This is a genomic window from Asanoa ishikariensis, assembly GCF_900107455.1.
GTDB lineage: Bacteria > Actinomycetota > Actinomycetes > Mycobacteriales > Micromonosporaceae > Asanoa > Asanoa ishikariensis.
Genome location: NZ_FNQB01000001.1, coordinates 2,452,204 through 2,470,943 on the forward strand (window position 1 = coordinate 2,452,204; position 18,740 = coordinate 2,470,943).

At 69.5% G+C, this 18,740-nt stretch carries 14 protein-coding genes and 1 tRNA gene; 9 read left to right on the forward strand and 6 right to left on the reverse strand.

What is annotated here, in order from left to right; all coding sequences use genetic code 11:
• Positions 1–5: 5 nt before the first annotated feature.
• Positions 6–2,756, reverse strand: coding sequence for a pyruvate dehydrogenase (acetyl-transferring), homodimeric type (gene aceE, locus BLV39_RS11605; RefSeq protein WP_090790073.1), 2,751 nt, complete (start codon positions 2,754–2,756; stop codon positions 6–8).
• A gap of 154 nt (positions 2,757–2,910) precedes the next feature.
• Complete coding sequence (locus BLV39_RS11610; protein ID WP_090790075.1) at positions 2,911–3,318, reverse strand: YjbQ family protein; 408 nt, start codon at positions 3,316–3,318, stop codon at positions 2,911–2,913.
• A gap of 104 nt (positions 3,319–3,422) precedes the next feature.
• Between BLV39_RS11610 and BLV39_RS11615 the strand changes: the two genes are divergently transcribed.
• The 5 genes from BLV39_RS11615 to BLV39_RS11635 all read left to right on the forward strand — a co-directional run bounded on the left by BLV39_RS11615 (position 3,423) and on the right by BLV39_RS11635 (position 7,558).
• The gene (locus BLV39_RS11615; protein WP_373315409.1) at positions 3,423–5,663 is read left to right on the forward strand and encodes a thiamine pyrophosphate-dependent enzyme; all 2,241 of its coding nucleotides are present in this window, start codon (positions 3,423–3,425) and stop codon (positions 5,661–5,663) included.
• A 145-nt stretch (positions 5,664–5,808) separates the two neighbouring features.
• The gene (locus BLV39_RS11620) at positions 5,809–6,243 is read left to right on the forward strand and encodes a DUF3052 domain-containing protein (protein WP_089248697.1); all 435 of its coding nucleotides are present in this window, start codon (positions 5,809–5,811) and stop codon (positions 6,241–6,243) included.
• Positions 6,240–6,707, forward strand: coding sequence for a peroxiredoxin (locus BLV39_RS11625; RefSeq protein WP_090790077.1), 468 nt, complete (start codon positions 6,240–6,242; stop codon positions 6,705–6,707). The genes BLV39_RS11620 and BLV39_RS11625 overlap by 4 nt, the downstream gene beginning before the upstream one ends.
• Before the next feature lie 34 nt (positions 6,708–6,741).
• A tRNA-Val gene (locus BLV39_RS11630) sits at positions 6,742–6,816 on the forward strand.
• 355 nt (positions 6,817–7,171) lie between these two features.
• The gene (locus tag BLV39_RS11635; RefSeq protein ID WP_143049730.1) at positions 7,172–7,558 is read left to right on the forward strand and encodes a hypothetical protein; all 387 of its coding nucleotides are present in this window, start codon (positions 7,172–7,174) and stop codon (positions 7,556–7,558) included.
• 200 nt (positions 7,559–7,758) lie between these two features.
• Here the strand turns inward: BLV39_RS11635 and BLV39_RS11640 are convergent, their stop codons facing one another.
• Positions 7,759–7,938: a hypothetical protein gene (locus tag BLV39_RS11640; protein WP_090790081.1), complete on the reverse strand. Its 180-nt coding sequence runs from the start codon at positions 7,936–7,938 to the stop codon at positions 7,759–7,761.
• 179 nt (positions 7,939–8,117) lie between these two features.
• A complete protein-coding gene (locus BLV39_RS11645) occupies positions 8,118–9,191 on the reverse strand; it encodes an NHL repeat-containing protein (protein ID WP_090790083.1) in 1,074 nt (357 codons plus the stop codon).
• Positions 9,192–9,293: 102 nt separating this feature from the next.
• Between BLV39_RS11645 and BLV39_RS11650 the strand changes: the two genes are divergently transcribed.
• From BLV39_RS11650 to BLV39_RS11660, 3 genes are all read left to right on the forward strand, one after another.
• On the forward strand, positions 9,294–10,085 hold the full coding sequence (locus BLV39_RS11650) for an isocitrate lyase/PEP mutase family protein (protein WP_090790085.1): 792 nt from the start codon (positions 9,294–9,296) through the stop codon (positions 10,083–10,085).
• 62 nt (positions 10,086–10,147) lie between these two features.
• The gene (locus BLV39_RS11655; protein ID WP_176984862.1) at positions 10,148–10,687 is read left to right on the forward strand and encodes a TetR/AcrR family transcriptional regulator; all 540 of its coding nucleotides are present in this window, start codon (positions 10,148–10,150) and stop codon (positions 10,685–10,687) included.
• A gap of 1 nt (position 10,688) precedes the next feature.
• On the forward strand, positions 10,689–12,866 hold the full coding sequence (locus tag BLV39_RS11660) for an MMPL family transporter (RefSeq protein WP_090790089.1): 2,178 nt from the start codon (positions 10,689–10,691) through the stop codon (positions 12,864–12,866).
• A gap of 92 nt (positions 12,867–12,958) precedes the next feature.
• On the opposite strand, the gene BLV39_RS11665 is transcribed toward BLV39_RS11660, so the two are convergent.
• Complete coding sequence (locus BLV39_RS11665) at positions 12,959–13,228, reverse strand: DUF1905 domain-containing protein (RefSeq protein ID WP_090790091.1); 270 nt, start codon at positions 13,226–13,228, stop codon at positions 12,959–12,961.
• Entirely contained in the window at positions 13,225–13,839 is a 615-nt protein-coding gene (locus BLV39_RS11670; protein ID WP_204082916.1) for a TetR/AcrR family transcriptional regulator, read from the reverse strand. Before BLV39_RS11670 ends, BLV39_RS11665 begins: the two co-directional genes overlap by 4 nt.
• Before the next feature lie 406 nt (positions 13,840–14,245).
• On the opposite strand from BLV39_RS11670, the gene BLV39_RS11675 reads away from it, so the two are divergent.
• Positions 14,246–18,541 carry a galactose-binding domain-containing protein gene (locus BLV39_RS11675; protein ID WP_090790095.1) on the forward strand — a complete coding sequence of 1,432 codons (4,296 nt, stop codon included), beginning with the start codon at positions 14,246–14,248 and terminating at the stop codon, positions 18,539–18,541.
• Positions 18,542–18,740 lie beyond the last annotated feature (199 nt).

Consider the following 18,740-nt stretch of genomic DNA (forward strand, 5'->3'; position numbering starts at 1 on the left):
CAACCTTACGAGTCGCCGCCGGTCTCGCCCACAGGCGCGGCGTTGACGTCGTCGATCGCGTACTTGCGGGCCGCCTCGACCGGGATGGACGGGGCGAGCTCGCCGCGGACCGCGAGCTGGCGCAGCGTCGCCACGGCCACCGACTCGGCGTCCACGTTGAAGTGGCGGCGCAGGGCGTGCCGGGTGTCGGAGAGACCGAAGCCGTCGGTGCCCAGCGACGTGTAGTCGCCCGGGATCCAGCGCGAGATCAGGTCCGGCACGGCGCGCATCCAGTCGCTGACCGCGACCACCGGGCCGTCCGTGCCCGCCAGCTTGCGACGGATGTACGGGACCCGCGGCTCGCTGCCCGGGTGCAGCAGGTTGTATTCCTCGGCCTGCACCGCGTCGCGACGAAGCTCGGTCCAGGACGTCACCGACCAGACGTCGGCGGCCACGCCCCAGTCCTGGGCCAGCAACTGCTGGGCCTTGAGCGCCCACTGCATGCCCGTACCCGAGGCCAGGATGTTGGCCTTGAGGCCGCCGCCCTCGACCGCCGGGGCGGGCGAGTAGCGGTAGATGCCCTTCAGCAGACCCTCGACATCGAGGTCGACCGGCTCCACGGGCTGGAGGATCGGCTCGTTGTAGATGGTCATGTAGTAGAAGACGTTCTCCGCCTCCTCGCCGTACATCCGGTGCAGGCCGCGCTCGACGATGTGCGCCATCTCGAACGCGAACGCCGGGTCCCACGCCACGACGGCCGGGTTGGTCGCCGCGATCAGGTGGGAGTGGCCGTCCTCGTGCTGGAGGCCCTCACCGTTGAGCGTCGTCCGGCCGGCGGTGGCACCGAGGACGAAGCCGCGGGCCATCTGGTCGGCGGCGGCCCAGAAGCCGTCGCCGGTGCGCTGGAAGCCGAACATCGAGTAGAAGATGTACAGCGGGATCATCGGCTCGCCGTGCGTGGCGTAGGAGGTGCCCGCCGCGGTGAACGAGGCCACGGAGCCCGCCTCGTTGATGCCTTCGTGCAGGATCTGGCCGCCCAGCGCCTCCTTGTAGGACAGGAACAGCTCCCGGTCGACCGGGGTGTAGTTCTGCCCGTGCGGCGAGTAGATCTTGGCGGTCGGGAACAGCGAGTCCATGCCGAAGGTGCGCGCCTCGTCCGGGATGATCGGGACCCAGCGCTTGCCGAACTCGCGGTCCTTCATGATGTCCTTGAGCAGGCGCACGAAGGCCATCGTGGTGGCGACCTTCTGCTTGCCCGACCCGCGCTTGACGTCGCCGAACCGCTCGCTGCCGGGGATCTGCAGCGGAATCACGGTCGTGTTGCGCGTGGGCAGGTAGCCGCCGAGCGCGCGCCGGCGCTCGTGCAGGTACTCCATCTCGTCGGACTTGTCCTCGGGACGGATGTACGGCGGGAGGTACGGGTTCTCCTCGAGCGCCTTGTCCGGGATGTCCAGGTAGAGCCGGTCGCGGAACGTCTTCAGGTCGTCCAGCGTCAGCTTCTTCATCTGGTGGGTCGCGTTGCGGCCCTCGAACGAGGAGCCGAGCGTCCAGCCCTTGATCGTCTTGGCCAGGATGACCGTCGGCTGACCGGTGTGCTCGGTCGCCGCCTTGTAGGCCGCGTAGATCTTCCGGTAGTCGTGACCGCCGCGCTTGAGGTTCCAGATCTCGTCGTCGGACATGCCTTCGACCATCTTGCGGGTACGCGGGTCACGGCCGAAGAAGTGCTCTCGGACGTACGCGCCGGACTCCGCCTTGTAGGTCTGGTAGTCGCCGTCCGGCGTGGTGTTCATCAGGTTGACCAGCGCGCCGTCGGAGTCGGCGGCCAGCAGCGGGTCCCACTCGCGGCCCCAGACGACCTTGATGACGTTCCAGCCGGCACCCCGGAAGAACGACTCGAGCTCCTGCATGACCTTGCCGTTGCCCCGGACCGGGCCGTCGAGCCGCTGCAGGTTGCAGTTGATCACGAAGGTCAGGTTGTCGAGCTCCTCGCGGGCCGCGATGCCGATCGCGCCGAGCGACTCGGGCTCGTCCATCTCGCCGTCGCCCAGGAACGCCCATACGTGCTGGTCGGACGTGTCCTTGACGCCACGGTGCTGCAGGTAGCGGTTGAACCGCGCCTGGTAGATCGCGTTCATCCCGCCGAGGCCCATGGAGACGGTCGGGAACTCCCAGAAGTCGGGCATGAGGCGCGGGTGGGGGTACGACGGCAGGCCGCCGCCCAGCCCGGCGTGGGAGAGCTCCTGGCGGAAGCCGTCGAGGCGCTCCTCGGACAGCCGGCCCTCCATGAACGCGCGCGCGTACATGCCGGGGGAGGCGTGGCCCTGGTAGAAGATGTGGTCGCCGCCGCCCGGGTGGCTCTTGCCCCGGAAGAAGTGGTTGAAGCCGACCTCGTAGAGCGCCGCGGCGCTGGCGTAGGTCGAGATGTGGCCGCCGACGCCGATCTCCGGACGCTGCGCGCGATGCACCAGCATCGCCGCGTTCCAGCGGATGTAGGCACGGATCCGTCGCTCGACGAACTCGTCACCGGGGAACCAGGGCTCTCGCTCCGGCGGAATCGTATTGATGTAGTCGGTGGTGGTCAGCGGCGGGACGCCGACGTTGCGCTCACGAGCGCGCTCCAGCAACCGCAACATCACGTACCGGGCGCGCTTGGCGCCACCCGCGTCGATGACTCCGTCGAGAGACTCGACCCACTCGGCGGTTTCCTCGGGGTCGATGTCCGGAAGCTGGCTCGGCAGGCCGTCACTGATCACCGGGCGCTTGCGTTCCGTAGCCACAGGCATTCCTCAGATTGTGGGGACGACTGACATTTCGGAGCCAAGTGTCCCGGGTGTGGGATTCGTCTCCAACGCCATACTGCCCCGTTTCTCATTCCGGCGTCACGTCGCGTATGGCCAGACGCGACACTCGACACACATACCAACCGGTAACTCACCCCGGAAGGAATGAAAAGCGGACCTGTCGGACAGCGTTGTCCCCGTTGGTGTCGACCAGGCAGATGGACTGCCAGGTGCCCAGGGCGAGCCGACCACGCAGAACCGGGATGGATGCGTACGGGGCGATGAAGGCGGGCAGCACATGGTCGCGGCCGTGGCCCGGCGAGCCGTGCCGGTGTCGCCACCGGCCGTCCGCCGGCAGGAAACCGTCGATCGCCGTCAGCAGATCGGGGTCGTCGGAGCCGGAGCCGCTCTCGATGATCGCGATGCCGGCGGTGGCATGGGGCACGAACACGTGCAGCAGCCCGTCACCCTCGCCCGAGACGAACTGCTGCGCCTCGGCCGTCACATCGCGCACGGTCGGCCGGCGGCCCGTCTCGACCGTGATCACCTCACTCCGCATCCGGCCAATTCTAGGGATCATCGGGACACCGTGGGTGCGTGTTCTGCGTGGCTGGTGGGGCAGGTGACTGGCCGTGAGTGGTCTGCGTCGGTAATGCTTTCGACGTGACCACGCCGCAAGATCTCGACGAACGGTTCCGGGCGGCGGTCGGCGCGCTGACGCCCGGCACCGCCGGCCTCCCCGAGGGGATGACCAGCGAGCTGGCGCGCGCCGTGTTCGACGCCCAGCTCACCAGCCGCCATCTCGACCTGGCCGCGCGCTGGCTGCGCAGCTTCGGCGAGGGCTTCTACACGATCGGGTCCTCCGGCCACGAGAGCAACGCTGTTGTCGCCGCCGCGCTCCGGCACACCGACCCGGCCTTCCTGCACTACCGCTCCGGCGCGTTCTACGCCGCCCGGGTCGGCCAGGCCGGCCTCGCGGATCCGGTCGCCGAGACGGCCCGTGACGTGCTGCGCGGCGTGGTCGCCTCGACCAGCGAACCGATCGCCGGCGGCCGCCACAAGGTGTTCGGCAACGCGGCGCACCACGTCGTGCCGACCACCTCGACGATCGCCTCCCACCTGCCCCGCGCGGTGGGTGCGGCGTTCGCGATCGAGCGGCTGCGCAAGGTCAACGGCAACGGGGGCGGGTCCGAGGCACCGTGGCCGGCCGACGCGGTGGTGGTGTGCTCGTTCGGCGACGCGTCGGTCAACCACGCGACGGCCACGGCGGCGCTCAACACCGCCGGCTGGATCGACCACACCGGTATGCGCCTGCCGCTGCTGCTGGTCTGCGAGGACAACGGCATCGGGATCAGCGTGAAGTCCCCGGCCGGTTGGGTCGCGTCGACCTTGCGGGCTCGCCCGGGACTGCGCTACTTCGCGGCCGAGGGCGACGACCCCGCAGCCGCGTACGCCACCGCCGCTTCGGCCGTTGAGCACGTGCGGCGGTCGCGCAAGCCGGCCGTGCTGCACCTCTCGACCGTGCGGTTCATGGGGCACGCCGGCGCGGACGCCGAGGTGGCCTACCGGCCGGCCGCCGACCTGGAGCGCGACCTGACCCGCGACCCCGTGGTGGCGACCGCGCGGCTGCTGGTCTCCTGCGGCCTGGCCACCCCCGAGGAGCTCCTGGCCCGGTACGACGAGGTCGGCTGGCAGGTGCGCAAGGTCGCCGAGGAGGTGCTGGGCGAGCCGAAGCTGACGACTCCCGCCGAGGTCGTGGCAACCCTGGCACCCCGGCGGCCGGTGCGGGTCGCCCGTACCGTGGCGGATTTGTCGGTCTCGTCGTTGACCGAACGCGAGGCCGCCTTCGGCGGGCGCCTCCCCGAGGACGCCGGCCCCTTCACGCTGGCCCAGACGATCAACGCGGCGCTCGCCGACGGCCTGCTGGCCAACCCGAAGATGGCCGTCTTCGGCGAGGACGTGGCGCTCAAGGGCGGCGTGTACGGGGTGACCAAGGGCCTGCGCGAGCGGTTCGGCGCGACCCGCGTGTTCGACACCCTGCTCGACGAGACCTCGATCCTGGGCCTGGGCCTGGGTTCCGGGCTGGCCGGGATGCTGCCGGTGCCGGAGATCCAGTACCTGGCCTACCTGCACAACGCCGAGGACCAGCTCCGCGGCGAGGCCGCCACCATGCAGTTCTTCTCGGGCGGCGCCTACCGCAACCCGATGGTCGTGCGGGTGGCCGGGCTGGCGTACCAGGAAGGCTTCGGCGGGCACTTCCACAACGACAACTCGGTCGCCGTGCTGCGCGACATCCCGGGCCTGGTGGTCGCGGTGCCGGCCCGGGCCGACGACGCCGCGCCGCTGCTGCGCACCTGCCTCGCCTCGGCGGCCGTGGACGGCAGCGTCTGCGTGTTCCTCGAGCCGATCGCCCTGTACCACACCCGTGACCTCTACGAAGAGGGCGACAACGAGTGGCTGGCGCCGTACCTCGGCCCCGCGTCGTGGTCCGAGGCGCATGTGCCGATCGGGCGGGCGCGGGTCTACAACGTGGGCTCGGCCGAGGACTTGACGATCATCACGTTCGGCAACGGGGTACGGATGTCGCTGCGGGTGGCGGCCCGGCTCGTCGAGGAGGGCATCGGCGCGCGGGTGGTCGACCTGCGCTGGCTCGCCCCGCTGCCGGTCGCCGACGTGATCCGCGAGTCGTCGGCAACCGGACGCGTGCTTGTCGTGGACGAGACACGACGTTCTGGCGGCGTCGGCGAAGGTGTCCTCGCGGCCCTGGTAGACGCCGGATATGTCGGATCTGTGAGCCGGATCGCATCGGTCGACTCGTTCGTCCCGCTAGGCCCAGCGGCCAGAGAAGTGCTGGTCGCCGAGGATGCGATCACTCAGGGTGCCCGAGCGCTCCTGGCACGGTAAGTTTCCCCGGGGGACCCGAAAAGTCCGCGTCACACGTCGGCCCGGCAGAAAATCGAAGCCGGATCGGTCGGTGCGCCACTTGCGCGGGAGCCGCTGACTGTGTGGACTTTGCGGGAACTGCAACGAATGAGGGAGGCACGCAACAGTGAGCGCGACCGCAGGTCAGGCCGCCGACGGCGTACGCAGCCTGGCGGACCGGTTCGGCATCGAGCCGGGGATGGTCGTCATGGAGATGGGGTACGACGACGATGTCGACCAGGATCTCCGCGACGCCCTGACCGACCGCTCCGGTGAGTTGGTCGACGAAGACACCGACGAGGTCGTCGATGCGGTGCTGCTCTGGTACCGCGACGGCGATGGCGACCTCTTCGAGATGCTCGTCGACGCACTCGGCCCGCTGGCAGGCAACGGCGTCGTCTGGCTACTGACGCCCAAAGCCGGCCGTGACGGGCACGTCGAGCCGAGCGAGATCACCGAACTGGCACCGACGGCAGGTCTCCAGCAGACCTCCACGGTCAACGCCGGCAAGGACTGGAGTGCCGCCAGGCTCGTAGTGCCCCGCGGCTCCCGCAAGAAGTGATGCTTCAGGTCGGCACGCCGGCACCGGACTTCACGCTCAAGGACCAGAACAACCAAGAGGTACGACTTTCGTCGTACCTAGGGTCCCATCCGGTCTTGTTGGTGTTCTATCCGCTGGCGTTCTCGGGCACGTGCAGCGGCGAGATGGCGGCGCTGGAGAAGGCGCTGCCGTCCTTCGCCGCTGCCGGCGTCTCGGTCCTGACGATCAGCGTGGACTCGTCGTACTCGCACAAGATCTGGCTGGAACGCGAGTCCTGGTCGATGCGGATGCTGGCCGATTTCTGGCCGCACGGGGGCGTGGCCCGCTCTTACGGGGTCTTCAACGAGTCGGCCGGGTTCGCGGACCGTGGGACGTTCCTGATCGACAGGGCGGGGTCGATCAGGTGGGCGGAGTGCCTAGGCCCGGGTTCGTCCCGAGACACGGCCGTGTGGCTGGCCGCAGTGGCCTCCCTGGACGACGGCTGACCGGGCCGCGGTCGGGTAAGCTACGGCCGATCCGGGGCGCGTAGCTCAGCGGAAGAGCACTCGCCTTACAAGCGAGGGGTCGCAGGTTCGAACCCTGCCGCGCCCACCAAATCGCTGCCTAGATCCTGTCCGCTTCGCGGCCAGGATCTAGGTGGCGATTTGGCATTCCTATACCGGGGGCGACCCCCGGACGCTCCACGGTTTCGTGGGCGCGGTCCGCGTAGGCGCGAGGTAGACCCAACGCCTGCGTTGGGTCTACCCCGCCAGCCGGCATCCGGACCGTCGCTCGGGCGAGTCGCGACCGTCCCGCGGTGATGTGCGGAGAGTAAGGTCACCAGTACCCCTTGTGGCATCGACGTCCGTTAGTGCAAAATGCAATAGCGGGACGGGGGATTGGAAGTATTTCGTGGAGGGCTTCTGCCAACTCGGAACGCGACGCCTATCCGCATCGAACAGGGAGATCCATGAGAGTGCTGAAATTGGCTGCGGCAATTATGTTCGCAGCCGTCTTCGTCGTGGGAGCACCTTCGGCCGCCTCCGCGTCCGGCGGTGACAGCGTCGCGGGCGCGTCGCCTGTCAGGGTGCAGATGTCGGCGGCTGCCGCCGCAGCCCAATGCTCCACCTACCGGGTCGAGTCGATCGCCAACAACCTGCCGATTCGGGTCGCGGCGCAGCACACCGCCGCTCTGCACACCGTTGCCCAGAAGGGTTACCGATACAATTGCACGGGATGGTACGTGCTGGGTGACCGATACACTGCGTGTGGTGTCACGAATGCCAACGGATGGCTCGAGCTCGACTTCGGTGGAGCTTGGCGCTATACCTATATGACTTGCCTCAAGGACGTTTAGTCAAAAGGCAGTTGAGGGCCAGCGCGCTCCACGGTGCTCGGCCCTCACCTCCGCGGTGCTCAGAATGCAGCGAGGTCGGATCAATTCCCGCCTCGGCCTTGTCGACATATACCTACGGCGACTGATTCCTTCGTTCGCCGCACGCGCGGCCGATTCCTTGCCGACATATGTCCACACGACGTCGGGCTTGAGATCATCCGCTATCCCGGAGAGGTCGACGTCTGCCGAACCTTCGTGCCCGGTTCGCGGCTGATGTTGAGGAACAGCACTTGGCCGTCGATCCGGTCCTGCGTTCCCGGTCGGTAGTAGGCCACGGCCCGGTGCACGTCGGTGTTGTCCGTGCAGACCGTCCACGAACGCTTCCAGTTGTCGAGGTCCACGATGAAGTAGTTTGTGTCGCGAACGGCATCACCGCTCAGCCTGCTGCTTTGACCACGGATCTCCTCGCTCCCACCACACCGACCGTCTTTCCGGTCAGCCGGACCGGCATCCGCCGGGGCGTACAACGTCAACGGCTGGCGATTGGCAACGAACTGGGTGTTGAGCGAATCCGGATGTCTTATTGAGGTCTCGGCGCCGGCGCCACGGCCGCGTAAGAATGCTTGAGCTCGTGGGGTTGGGCCAGCCGGTGGACCTGGTTGGTGTCGGGGTCGATGCGATAGACGCCGTCTTCGATGACACTCGTCCGGCAGATCAGCCAGACCGTGTGCTCGCCCGCGACGATCCGGACGTGGGGTTGGTCCCAGGACGCGCCGGGGATCTCCAGGCGTCCGAGGATCCGACCGGTTCGCACGTCCAGGCGCACCAACGCCTCGTCGTCCCGGTCGACGATCCACAACGATCCGAGGGCCACAGCGGCGGAGGCTGCCTCCAGTTGGCGCCGCCGGACCAGCGGGGACGCACTGCCCCCACCCGGATCGAGCCGCATCGCGGTGCTCTCGGACAACGCCCAGATGTCTCGACCGCTCTGGTGGACGGTCACGACGAAGCTGCCGTCCGGAACGCGCGTCGTCCACTTCGGTCGCATCGTGTCCGGGTCCAGCACCACGATGTCCGGCTCGTTGTAGCCCATCGCGAGGACCAGATCGTCAGGGCCGGCCGTCATGGAGTCGAGCACGCCGGGTGGCGGGATCCGAGCGGAATCCAAGGCGGCGTGCAGCCGGTCGCTCTCGTCGGCAACCGCGCCGGTCCGCGGATCGACACGCAACAACTGCCGGCCCTGCCCGAAGAACACCCAACGATCTGTGGCGGCGGCCTGAACCGCCCCGCCGAACCGCCGAGTGTCCCGTTCGGCCGGAGTGGCGGAGCTCTCGCCGGCAGCCGTCACCCGCCACACCCGGTCCGTACCCCAGATCCACATCGCTCCATGCGAATAGTGCGGCATTCCGACCAGGCCGCCAGGCGGTCGTGGTGCGATCACCGGCGGCGCCAGCAGCCGCGCCGTGAACGGGTCGACCAGCGCCACTGACCCGTCCGACCCGAACACCCAGACGAGTCCGCCTCCTGCCTGCGGATACCACCGGACGTCGCCCGTCCCGCCGAGCTCGACCCGCGCGCTGGCCTGACCCGTCCGCCCGTCCCAGGCCAGCAGCACGTTCGACTCGTCGACCACCCACAGCGCCTCGTCCGTCATAGCGGATGATTCTCGATCCACCAGGCGTCGCCGCGGTGCCCCGACCGGTTCGCGTCCGATTCCCGCCGGACTGGGGCCCCTGTCGGCGGGTTTGCTGGGCGCATGACGAACTCGCACGACGAACAGGTCCGCTACTTCGACTCCCTGCACCGCGCCGCGAAGCCGATCGTATTGCCCAACGCCTGGGATGCCGGGAGCGCGCGGTTGATCGAGGACGCCGGGGCGGACGCCATTGCCACCACCAGTGCGGGCGTCGCCTGGGCGGCCGTCGGTGCCGCTGACGACGGGTCCATCGGCCGGGAGCGGGCCGTCGAGCTCGTTGCCCGGGTGGTGGCTGCCGTCCGCGTGCCGGTGACCGCCGACATCGAGGACGGCTACGACGAACTCGCCAGCACGATCCGCGGTGTGCTCGATGCCGGAGCAGTTGGGGTCAACCTAGAGGACGGCGTGCGGGCGCACCCCGAGCGGATCGCGACCGCTCGCCGGGTCGCCGGAGCGGGATTGTTCATCAACGCGCGCATCGACACCTACCTGCGCGAGCTCGGCGACCCCGCCGGCCGCCGAAAGGAGACCCTCGACCGCGCCGCCGCCTACGTCGCCGCCGGTGCGGACGGGGTCTTCGTTCCCGGCGTGACCGATCCCGAGACCATCGCCGCCCTGGTGAAGGAGATTCCGGCGCCGCTCAACGTGATGGCCGGCCCCGCGTCGCCCACCGTCGACGAGCTCGCTGCCCTCGGCGTCGCCCGGGTCAGCGTCGGCCCTGCGATCACCCTGGCCGCGTACGCCGCGATCCAAACCGCCGCCCGCGAGCTTCTCACCACCGGCACCTACGACGCGCTCGGCACAGGGTTCGCGGAGATCGACGATCTCATGGGCCGTCACTCACACGTGTGACCTGAGCCACCGAACTGACCGCTCGGTCAGATCCTGACCGAGCGGTCAGGGAGTATGTGTGTGTGGTTCGCATTCGGACGCGCGACGAGATCCTTCGGGTCGCCGGGGAGCTCTTCACCCGGTACGGCTTCAAGGGCACCTCGCTGCACGACATCGCGGCTGAGGTCGGGTGTTCCAAGGCGACCCTGCTCTACCACTTCGCGCACAAGGACGCGATCCTGCTTGCCCTGGTCGAGCCCGCCCGGCAGTCGTTGATCGATCTCGTGGCGCGCCTGGCCGGGGTCGACGACAAGGGTGTCCGGGACGCGGCCATCGGTGGGTTCATCGACCTCGTTCTCCGCTACCGGCGCGAGGTCGCGCTCATCTACGACGTCACCCCCCAGTTCCTTCAGGAGCCGGCGTTCGTACGCGTGCGTGAGCTGACCGACGCGCTCGTCGCCGGATTCGCCGGGCGCTCGGCCGATCCGAATGACCAGACCGCGGCCAAGGTGTTGCTGGCCGGCATCGCCGCTGTGGTCATCGACGACAAGCGCGACGAGGTGGAACTGCGACCGGCGCTCGTCGCGGTCGCCCGTCGCGCCCTCATCCCCGGGAAGGACTGACATGGCTACCTTGCTCTACCGGCTGGGTCGCGCCTCGTACCGCCGCCGCAGGCTGGTCGTCGTGCTCTGGCTCGTGCTGCTCGTCGCGCTCGGCGGTGCGGCGCTCGCCTTCAAGGGGCCGACGTCCAGCAACTTCACCATGCCTGGCACCGAGTCGCAGCGCGCGATCGACTCGCTGCGGCAGGAGTTTCCCGAGGGGGCCGGGGCGGTCGGGCTGATCGTCGTCGCCGCGCCGGAAGGGCGCACGTTGACCGACGGGCCGCTCACCCAGGCCGTCCATGAGGTGGTGGAAGAGGCCAAGCGGCTGCCCGGCGTCGTCGGCGCGGTCGACCCCTTCCAGAGCAAGGCCATTTCCCAGGACACGCGGTACGCGCTCATCCAGGTCCAGTTCGCCGGTCGTGCAGACGAGCTGACCGAGGCGCAGCGCAGCGCGTACGAGGAGACCGGTGCGGCTGCCGAGCGGGCTGGACTGCGGGTCGGCCACGGCGGTGAGGTGATGAACTCTCCGCCCGAGGTCGGTGGCACCGAGGCGATCGGCGTGGCCATCGCGCTCGTCGTGCTGCTGGTGACCTTCGGCTCGCTGGTCGCCGCCGGCATGACGATGCTCAACGCGCTGATCGGCGTCGCCGCGGGCATGGCCGGGCTCTTCGCGTTGAGCAGCGTGGTCGAGCTGACCAGCGTCACCCCGGTGCTCGCGCTGATGCTCGGGCTCGCGGTCGGCATCGACTACTCGCTGTTCATCACCTCCCGGCACCGCCAGCACCTCAGCGAGGGGATCGAACCCGAGGAGGCGGCGGCGCGCGCGGTCGGCACCGCCGGTTCGGCGGTCGTCTTCGCCGGCGTCACGGTGGTCATCGCGCTGGCCGGTCTGGCCATCGTCGGCATTCCGTTCCTGAGCGCGATGGGGTTGGCCGCGGCCGGCACAGTGGCGGTGGCCGTCCTGGTCGCGATCACGCTGCTGCCCGCGCTGCTCGGGTTCGCCGGACTCAAGATCCTGCCTCGGAAGCAGCGGGGCGCGGCGCCGCAGCAGCACAAGGAGGGCTTCGGCTTCCGGTGGGCCCGGCTGGTGACGCGGGCGCGCATTCCGGTGATCCTGGTCGGCATCCTCGGTCTCGGCGCGCTGGCGCTGCCCGCCGCCGACATGCGGCTCGCGCTGCCGGACGCCGGCGCCGGTCCCGAGGGCACCCCCGCCCGCGTCGCGGCCGACCTGGTCGCCGAGGGCTTCGGGCCGGGCTTCAACGGCCGGATCACGCTCGTCGTATCCACCGACTCGCCCGAGCAGACCGCGGCCGCCGTGCAGCAGGTCGGTCCGGCCCTGGAGGGCACGCCGAACCTGATCGCCGTCACCCCGCCCACGATGAGCGGCGACCAGCGCACCGCGCTGCTGGGCATCATCCCCAAGGAAGGGCCGACCGCGGCGAGCACCGAGACGCTGGTGCACGACGTGCGGGCCAAGACCCACGGCCTCGGCGGCGCCGACGTCGCGGTGACCGGGCAGACGGCGGTGGGTGTTGACGTCTCGGAGAAGCTCGCCGACGCGCTGCCGGTCTACCTGCTGATCGTCGTCGGCCTCTCGGTGCTGCTGCTGATGCTGGTCTTCCGGTCGATCCTGGTGCCGGTCAAGGCCGCGCTCGGCTTCCTGCTGACGGTCGGCGCCACGTTCGGCATCACCGTCTGGATCTTCCAGGAGGGGCACCTGGCCGACCTGCTCGGCATCGGTACGCCCGGCCCGCTGATCAGCTTCCTGCCGATCCTGCTGGTAGGCATCCTCTTCGGACTGGCGATGGACTACGAGGTCTTCCTGGTCTCCCGGATGCGCGAGGACTACGTGCACGGCGCCGACGCCCAGCACGCGACGATCTCCGGCATGGGCCACGGCGCCCGGGTCGTGACCGCGGCCGCGCTGATCATGATCAGTGTGTTCGCCGGCTTCGTGCTGATCGACGACCCGATCATCAAGTCGATCGGGTTCGCGCTGGCACTCGGCGTCGCGGTCGACGCGTTCGTGGTCCGGATGACCATCGTCCCGGCCGTGATGTCGTTGCTCGGCCGGTCCGCGTGGTGGCTACCGCGCTGGCTCGACCGGGCGCTGCCCAACGTCGACATCGAGGGCGAGAAGCTCCGCGCGGAGCTCGTCGAGCCCCCGGTCCGCGAGCCGGTGGGCGCCGGTCACCGCTGACCCCGCGCAATAGGAAGGGCCCCTTGTTAACGGTGCGCGTTAACAAGGGGCCCTTCCTATGCGGAAAGCGTTAACAAGGGACCCTTGCTTGGTCAGCGGCGTGCCGTCAGGTGCACCGTGACCTCCGCGCCCGCCTCCTTGCCGACCGTCTTCTTCAGGGCCGCCCGCACTGGCAGCCAGTGCGGGCCCTGGCCCGAGGGCATCAGGGTCGAGTCGAAGGGGTGGCCGTCGATCGTGCCGCTGACCTTGACCGCCTTGCGGGTGCCGAGCAGCTCGTGCGAGCCGGGCAGCTCGATGTAGGTCGGGAAGGCGCCGTCGACCCGGATCGGGGCCGTGAAGGTCGCGTCGAGCTGGTCGGTCATGTGGTTCCTCCAGAGGTCAGGCCTTCGATGACGGTGTCGACCACGTAGGACGCCAGCGCGTCCACCGTCGCCGTGTCGTGGTGGCGCATCGGCCCGCGGGTGGTCAGGTCCGCGAAGCCGTGCACGGTCGACCAGCACGCCCATTCGGCGTGCGGCCGGCGCGCGGCCGGCAGCCCGCCCGCTGCCACCAGGGCGTCGAGCGCGTCGAGCAGTAGCTGGAACGGCGCGGGGAACGGCCCATTGGCTCCGGGCGGGCCGTCGTCCCGGGTCAGGATGGCCAGCTCGAACCAGCCGCGTTCCGCCCGGGCGAAGTGGATGTAGCCGAGGCCGACCGCGCGCAGCCGGCCGAGCGCGGAGGCAACCGGCGGCAGGTCGGGGGAGATGCCCGCGATCCGTGCGCGCATCGCGTCGGCCAGCAGGTCCTGCGCCTCCAGCGCCACGGCCAGCACCAACGCTCGGCGGTCGGCGAAGTGCCGGTACGCGGCGTTGGGTGAGACACCGACGGCGCGGGTCAGGTCCCGCATCCCCAGCGCGGCGGCCCCACCGGTCCGCGCGACCCGCAGCCCTTCCGCGATCAGCGCCGCGCGGAGGTCACCGTGGTGATAGGACACCCTGGAAGGGTCCACGACCCTGGTGTACGGTGTCAACATTGCTCCAGTGGACATCGTCCACGCAGGAGCGGCCCGCGCGGACCGGGGCGACCGGGGAGACCGGCACTGCTGGTCAGGAACGCCCACACGGGGGCGGTCCGCGCGACGGCCGCTGGGTCTTTTACCCCACGCGAAGCATCGACTGCCATGGACGTGTTGACGGTTTCCGTAGCACGTCGGTAACCTGGCGCCCAACTTGCCGCAAGATTGCGACAGAGTCCTGCAAACTCTGTCGTGCAGCACTGGAATTTTCGCGCAGCGCACCCCCGTCCCACAAAAGCCGTTCCACCGGCTCCGTGCCGGACTTCCGCCCCTTCCCGGTCGCACCGTCGCCCGGGGAGAAGTCCCCACTGCGAAAAGGACAGCGATGAGACGCACCAGAATCGTGGCCGCCGCGCTCGCGGCGGCCCTCGTCACCATGGGTTGGCAGGTGCCGGCAGCCGCGGCCGGCGGTCCCAACCTCGCGCTCGGCAAGACCGCCTCGGCCAGCTCGACCAACGGCGGCTTCGGCGCCGGCAACCTCAACGACGGCAACGCGGGCAGCTACTGGGAGAGCTCCGGCGCGCTGCCGCAGTGGGCCCAGGTCGACCTCGGCGCCAGCACGAGCATCGACCAGGTGGTGCTCAAGCTGCCCGCCGGCTGGGGCGCCCGCAACCAGACCGTCACCCTCCAGGGCAGCACCAACGGCACGTCGTTCAGCACCCTGGTCGGGGCGCAGAGCTATGCGTTCAACGGCAACCCCGTGACGATCAACTTCACCGCGACCAGCACCCGGTACGTGCGCGCCAGCGTCTCCGCCAACACCGGCTGGGGTGCGGCGCAGCTTTCCGAGCTCGAGGTCTACGGCGCCGGCACCGGCGGCAGCGACAACCTCGCGCAAGGTAAGGCGACCGCCGAGAGCGGGCACGCCGACGTCTACGGCTCCGGCAACGTCGTCGACGGCAACCAGGGCACCTACTGGGAGAGCACCAACAACTCGTTCCCCGAGTGGGTGCAGGTCGACCTCGGCGCGGCCCAGACCGTCAACCGGGTCGTGTTGAAGCTGCCGACGAGCGGCTGGGGCACCCGCACCCAGACGTTGAGCGTGCAGGGCAGCACCAACGGCACGTCGTTCACCGACCTGGCCGGCTCGCAGACCTACACGTTCAACCCCGCGGTGGCCGGCAACTCGGTCTCCATCACGTTCAACCAGGCCACCACGCGGTACGTGCGGATCAACATCACCGCCAACAGCGCGTGGCCGGCCGGCCAGCTCTCCGAGGTCGAGGTCTACGGCCCGGGCGGCACCACGCCGGACACCACGCCGCCGAGCGTGCCGGGCACGCTCTCCTACAGCGTCTCCGGTACCACCATCACCCTGAACTGGGGCGCCTCCACCGACACCGGTGGCAGCGGCCTGGCCGGCTACAACGTCTACCGGGACGGCACCCAGATCGCGACGGCCGGCACGGGCACGTCCTACCAGGACACCCAACCGGCGACGGCCACGGTGAGCTACTACGTGCGGGCGAGGGACAACGCCGGCAACCTGTCCGGCAACAGCAACACGGTCACCCGCACCGGCACCCAACCCGGCGACACGACTCCGCCGAGCGTGCCGGGCACGCTGTCGCACAGCACGAGCGGGACCACGATCACCCTGAGCTGGGGCGCCTCCACCGACACCGGCGGCAGCGGCCTGGCCGGCTACAACGTCTACCGCAACGGCACGCAGATCGCGACCGCCGGCACCGCTACGTCCTACCAGGACAGTCAGCCGGCGACGGCCACGGTGTCCTACTACGTGCGGGCACGGGACGGCGCCGGCAACCTGTCCGGCAACAGCAACACCGTGACCCGCACCGGCACCCAGCCGCCGGGCTGCACCAACGTGGCCGCCGGCAAGACGATGACCGCGACCGGCTCGACCTTCACCTTCACCCCGGACAAGGCCAACGACGGTCAGCTCGGCACCTACTGGGAGGGTGGCGGCGGCTACCCGCAGGACCTGACCGTGGCCCTCGGCGCCAACCACGGCGTCACCGGGGTCAATGTCAAGCTCAACCCGGACGCGTCGTGGGGCACCCGTACCCAGACGATCCAGGTCCTCGGTCGTGACCAGGCCGGCTCGACGTTCACCAGCCTGGTGGCGGCGACCGCCTACCAGTTCGTCCAGGGCAACAACGTCGTCGCGATCCCGGTCTCGGCGACCGCCGCCGACGTGCGGCTGCGGTTCACCTCCAACACCGGCGCCCCGTCGGGCCAGGTCGCGGAGTTCGAGGTCTGCGGCACCCCGGCACCCAACCCGGACCTGGTGGTCGACTCGGTGAGCTGGAGTCCGGCGTCCCCGAACGAGAGCAGCGCGATCACGCTGTCGGCGACGGTGCGCAACGCGGGCACCGCGGCGGCCGGCGCGACCACCGTCAACTTCAGCCTCGGCGGCCTGGTCGTCGGTTCGGCGAACGTCGGCGGGCTCGCCGTCGGCGCGTCGCAGACCGTCACCTTCAACGCGGGCACGCGCTCGCAGGGCAGCTACGCGGTGACCGCGGTGGTCGACCCGAGCAACACGATCATCGAGCAGAACGACGCCAACAACAGCGCCACCGCGTCGTCGCAGCTCGTCGTCGCCCAGGCGCCGGGACCGGACCTCCAGGTCACCGGCGTCACCAACAACCCGTCGAACCCGGCGGTCGGCGCGGCGGTCTCCTTCACCGTCAGCGTCAACAACCGGGGCACGACCACGGCGGCAGCCTCGGTGACCCGGGTTTCCGTGGGCTCGACGACGCTGAACACCAACACCGGCACGATCGCGGCCGGCGCCACCGCCACGGTGGCCGTCAGCGGCACCTGGACGGCGACCAGCGGCGGCGCGACCATCACGGCCACCGCCGACGCGACCAACGTCGTCGCGGAGACCAACGAGACCAACAACACCCGTACCCAGGCCATCGTGGTCGGTCGCGGCGCCGCGGTGCCGTACACCTCCTACGAGGCCGAGAACGGGCAGTACACCGGCACGCTGGTCGAGGCCGACGCGCTGCGGACGTTCGGGCACACCAACTTCGGCACCGAGTCGTCGGGTCGCAAGTCGGTGCGGCTGACCAGCCAGGGCCAGTACGTGCAGTTCACCTCGACCGTCCAGACCAACTCGATCGTCGTGCGCAACTCGATCCCGGACTCCGCGAGCGGCGGCGGCACCACGGCGACGATCAGCCTCTACGCCAACGACCAGTTCGTGCAGAAGCTGACCCTGTCGTCGCGCAACAGTTGGCTCTACGGCACGACCGACGACACGGAGAGCCTGTCGAACACCCCGCAGGCCAACGCCCGCCGGCTGTTCGACGAGTCGCAGGCACTGCTGGCCCAGTCGTACCCGGCGGGCACGCGGTTCAAGCTCCAGCGCGACTCGGGTGACGACGCCGCGTTCTACTACCTCGACCTGATCGACCTGGAGCAGGTCGCGCCGGCGCTGAGCCAGCCCGCGGGCTGCACCTCGATCACGTCGTACGGTGCGGTGCCGAACGACAACGTCGACGACTCGGGCGCGATCCAGCGTGCCGTCACCGACGACGAGAACGGCGTCATCTCCTGCGTGTGGATCCCGGCCGGGCAGTGGCGGCAGGAGCAGAAGATCCTCTCGCCGGACCCGGGCCGCAACGGCAACAACCAGAAGGGCATCCGCAACGCCGTGATCCGCGGCGCCGGCATGTGGCACACGAAGCTCTACACGAACACCGAGCCGCAGAACGTGCAGGGCAACATCAACCACCCGCACGAGGGCAACGTCGGCTTCGACATCGACGACAACACGCAGATCTCCGACCTGGCCATCTTCGGGATGACCACCAACCGGGCCAACCGGGGTCACGGCATCAACGGCCGGCTGGGCAAGAACACGAAGATCAGCAACGTGTGGATCGAGCACGTCAACGTCGGCGCCTGGGTCGGCCGCGACTACTCGGACACGCCCGCCTACTGGAACCCGGGCGACGGGCTCCAGTTCTCCGGGATGCGGATCCGCGACACGTACGCCGACGGCATCAACTTCGCCAACAGCACCCGCAACTCGACAGTGTTCAACTCGTCGTTCCGCACCACCGGCGACGACTCCCTCGCCGTCTGGTCGAGCACCTACGTCAAGGACCAGGCAACCGACATCGGGCACGACAACCACTTCACCAACAACACGATCCAGCTACCGTGGCGGGCCAACGGCATCGCGATCTACGGCGGCTACGGCAACACGATCGAGAACAACCTGGTGTACGACACGATGAACTACCCCGGGATCATGCTGGCGACCGACCACTCGCCCCAGCCGTTCAGCGGGACCACGCTGATCGCCAACAACGGCCTCTACCGCTGCGGCGGGGTGTTCTGGGGAGAGCAGCAGGAGTTCGGCGCGATCACCCTGTTCGCACCGGGCCAGCCCATCCCCGGCGTGATCATCCGGGACTCGGAGATCGTCGACTCGACCTACGACGGCATCCAGTTCAAGACCGGCGGCGGACGGGTCACCGCCACGATCAGCAACGTCCGCATCGACAAGTCCAACAACGGCGCGGGCATCCTCGCCATGAGCGGCGCGCAGGGCAGTGCCACGCTGTCCAACGTGACGATCACCAACTCGGGGACCGGCGACATCGTCCGGCAACCCGGCACCCAGTTCGTGATCACTCCGTAACGGGAAGCGCGATGCTCCCCGGTGGTTCCGGCCACCGGGGAGCTCGTGCGTCAGCGGCGGTGCGGCGTCGCTGGTGAAACAGGTGGTCGCGAACGGCGGGGAGCGCGTGCGTCAGTGGCGGTGGGGCGTCGCTGGTGAAAACGGGTGGTCGCGAACGGTGGGGAGCGCGTGTGTCAGCGGCGGTGCGGCGTCGCCGGTG

Bases quoted from the DNA above. Each gene is read 5' to 3' on its own strand.
- BLV39_RS11610 (WP_090790075.1), bottom strand. From the start codon at position 3,318: ATGCGGAGTGAGGTGATCACGGTCGAGACGGGCCGCCGGCCGACCGTG.
- BLV39_RS11635 (WP_143049730.1), top strand. From the start codon at position 7,172: ATGAGAGTGCTGAAATTGGCTGCGGCAATTATGTTCGCAGCCGTCTTC.
- BLV39_RS11645 (WP_090790083.1), bottom strand. From the start codon at position 9,191: ATGACGGACGAGGCGCTGTGGGTGGTCGACGAGTCGAACGTGCTGCTG.
- BLV39_RS11650 (WP_090790085.1), top strand. From the start codon at position 9,294: ATGACGAACTCGCACGACGAACAGGTCCGCTACTTCGACTCCCTGCAC.
- BLV39_RS11660 (WP_090790089.1), top strand. From the start codon at position 10,689: ATGGCTACCTTGCTCTACCGGCTGGGTCGCGCCTCGTACCGCCGCCGC.
- BLV39_RS11665 (WP_090790091.1), bottom strand. From the start codon at position 13,228: ATGACCGACCAGCTCGACGCGACCTTCACGGCCCCGATCCGGGTCGAC.
- BLV39_RS11675 (WP_090790095.1), top strand. From the start codon at position 14,246: ATGAGACGCACCAGAATCGTGGCCGCCGCGCTCGCGGCGGCCCTCGTC.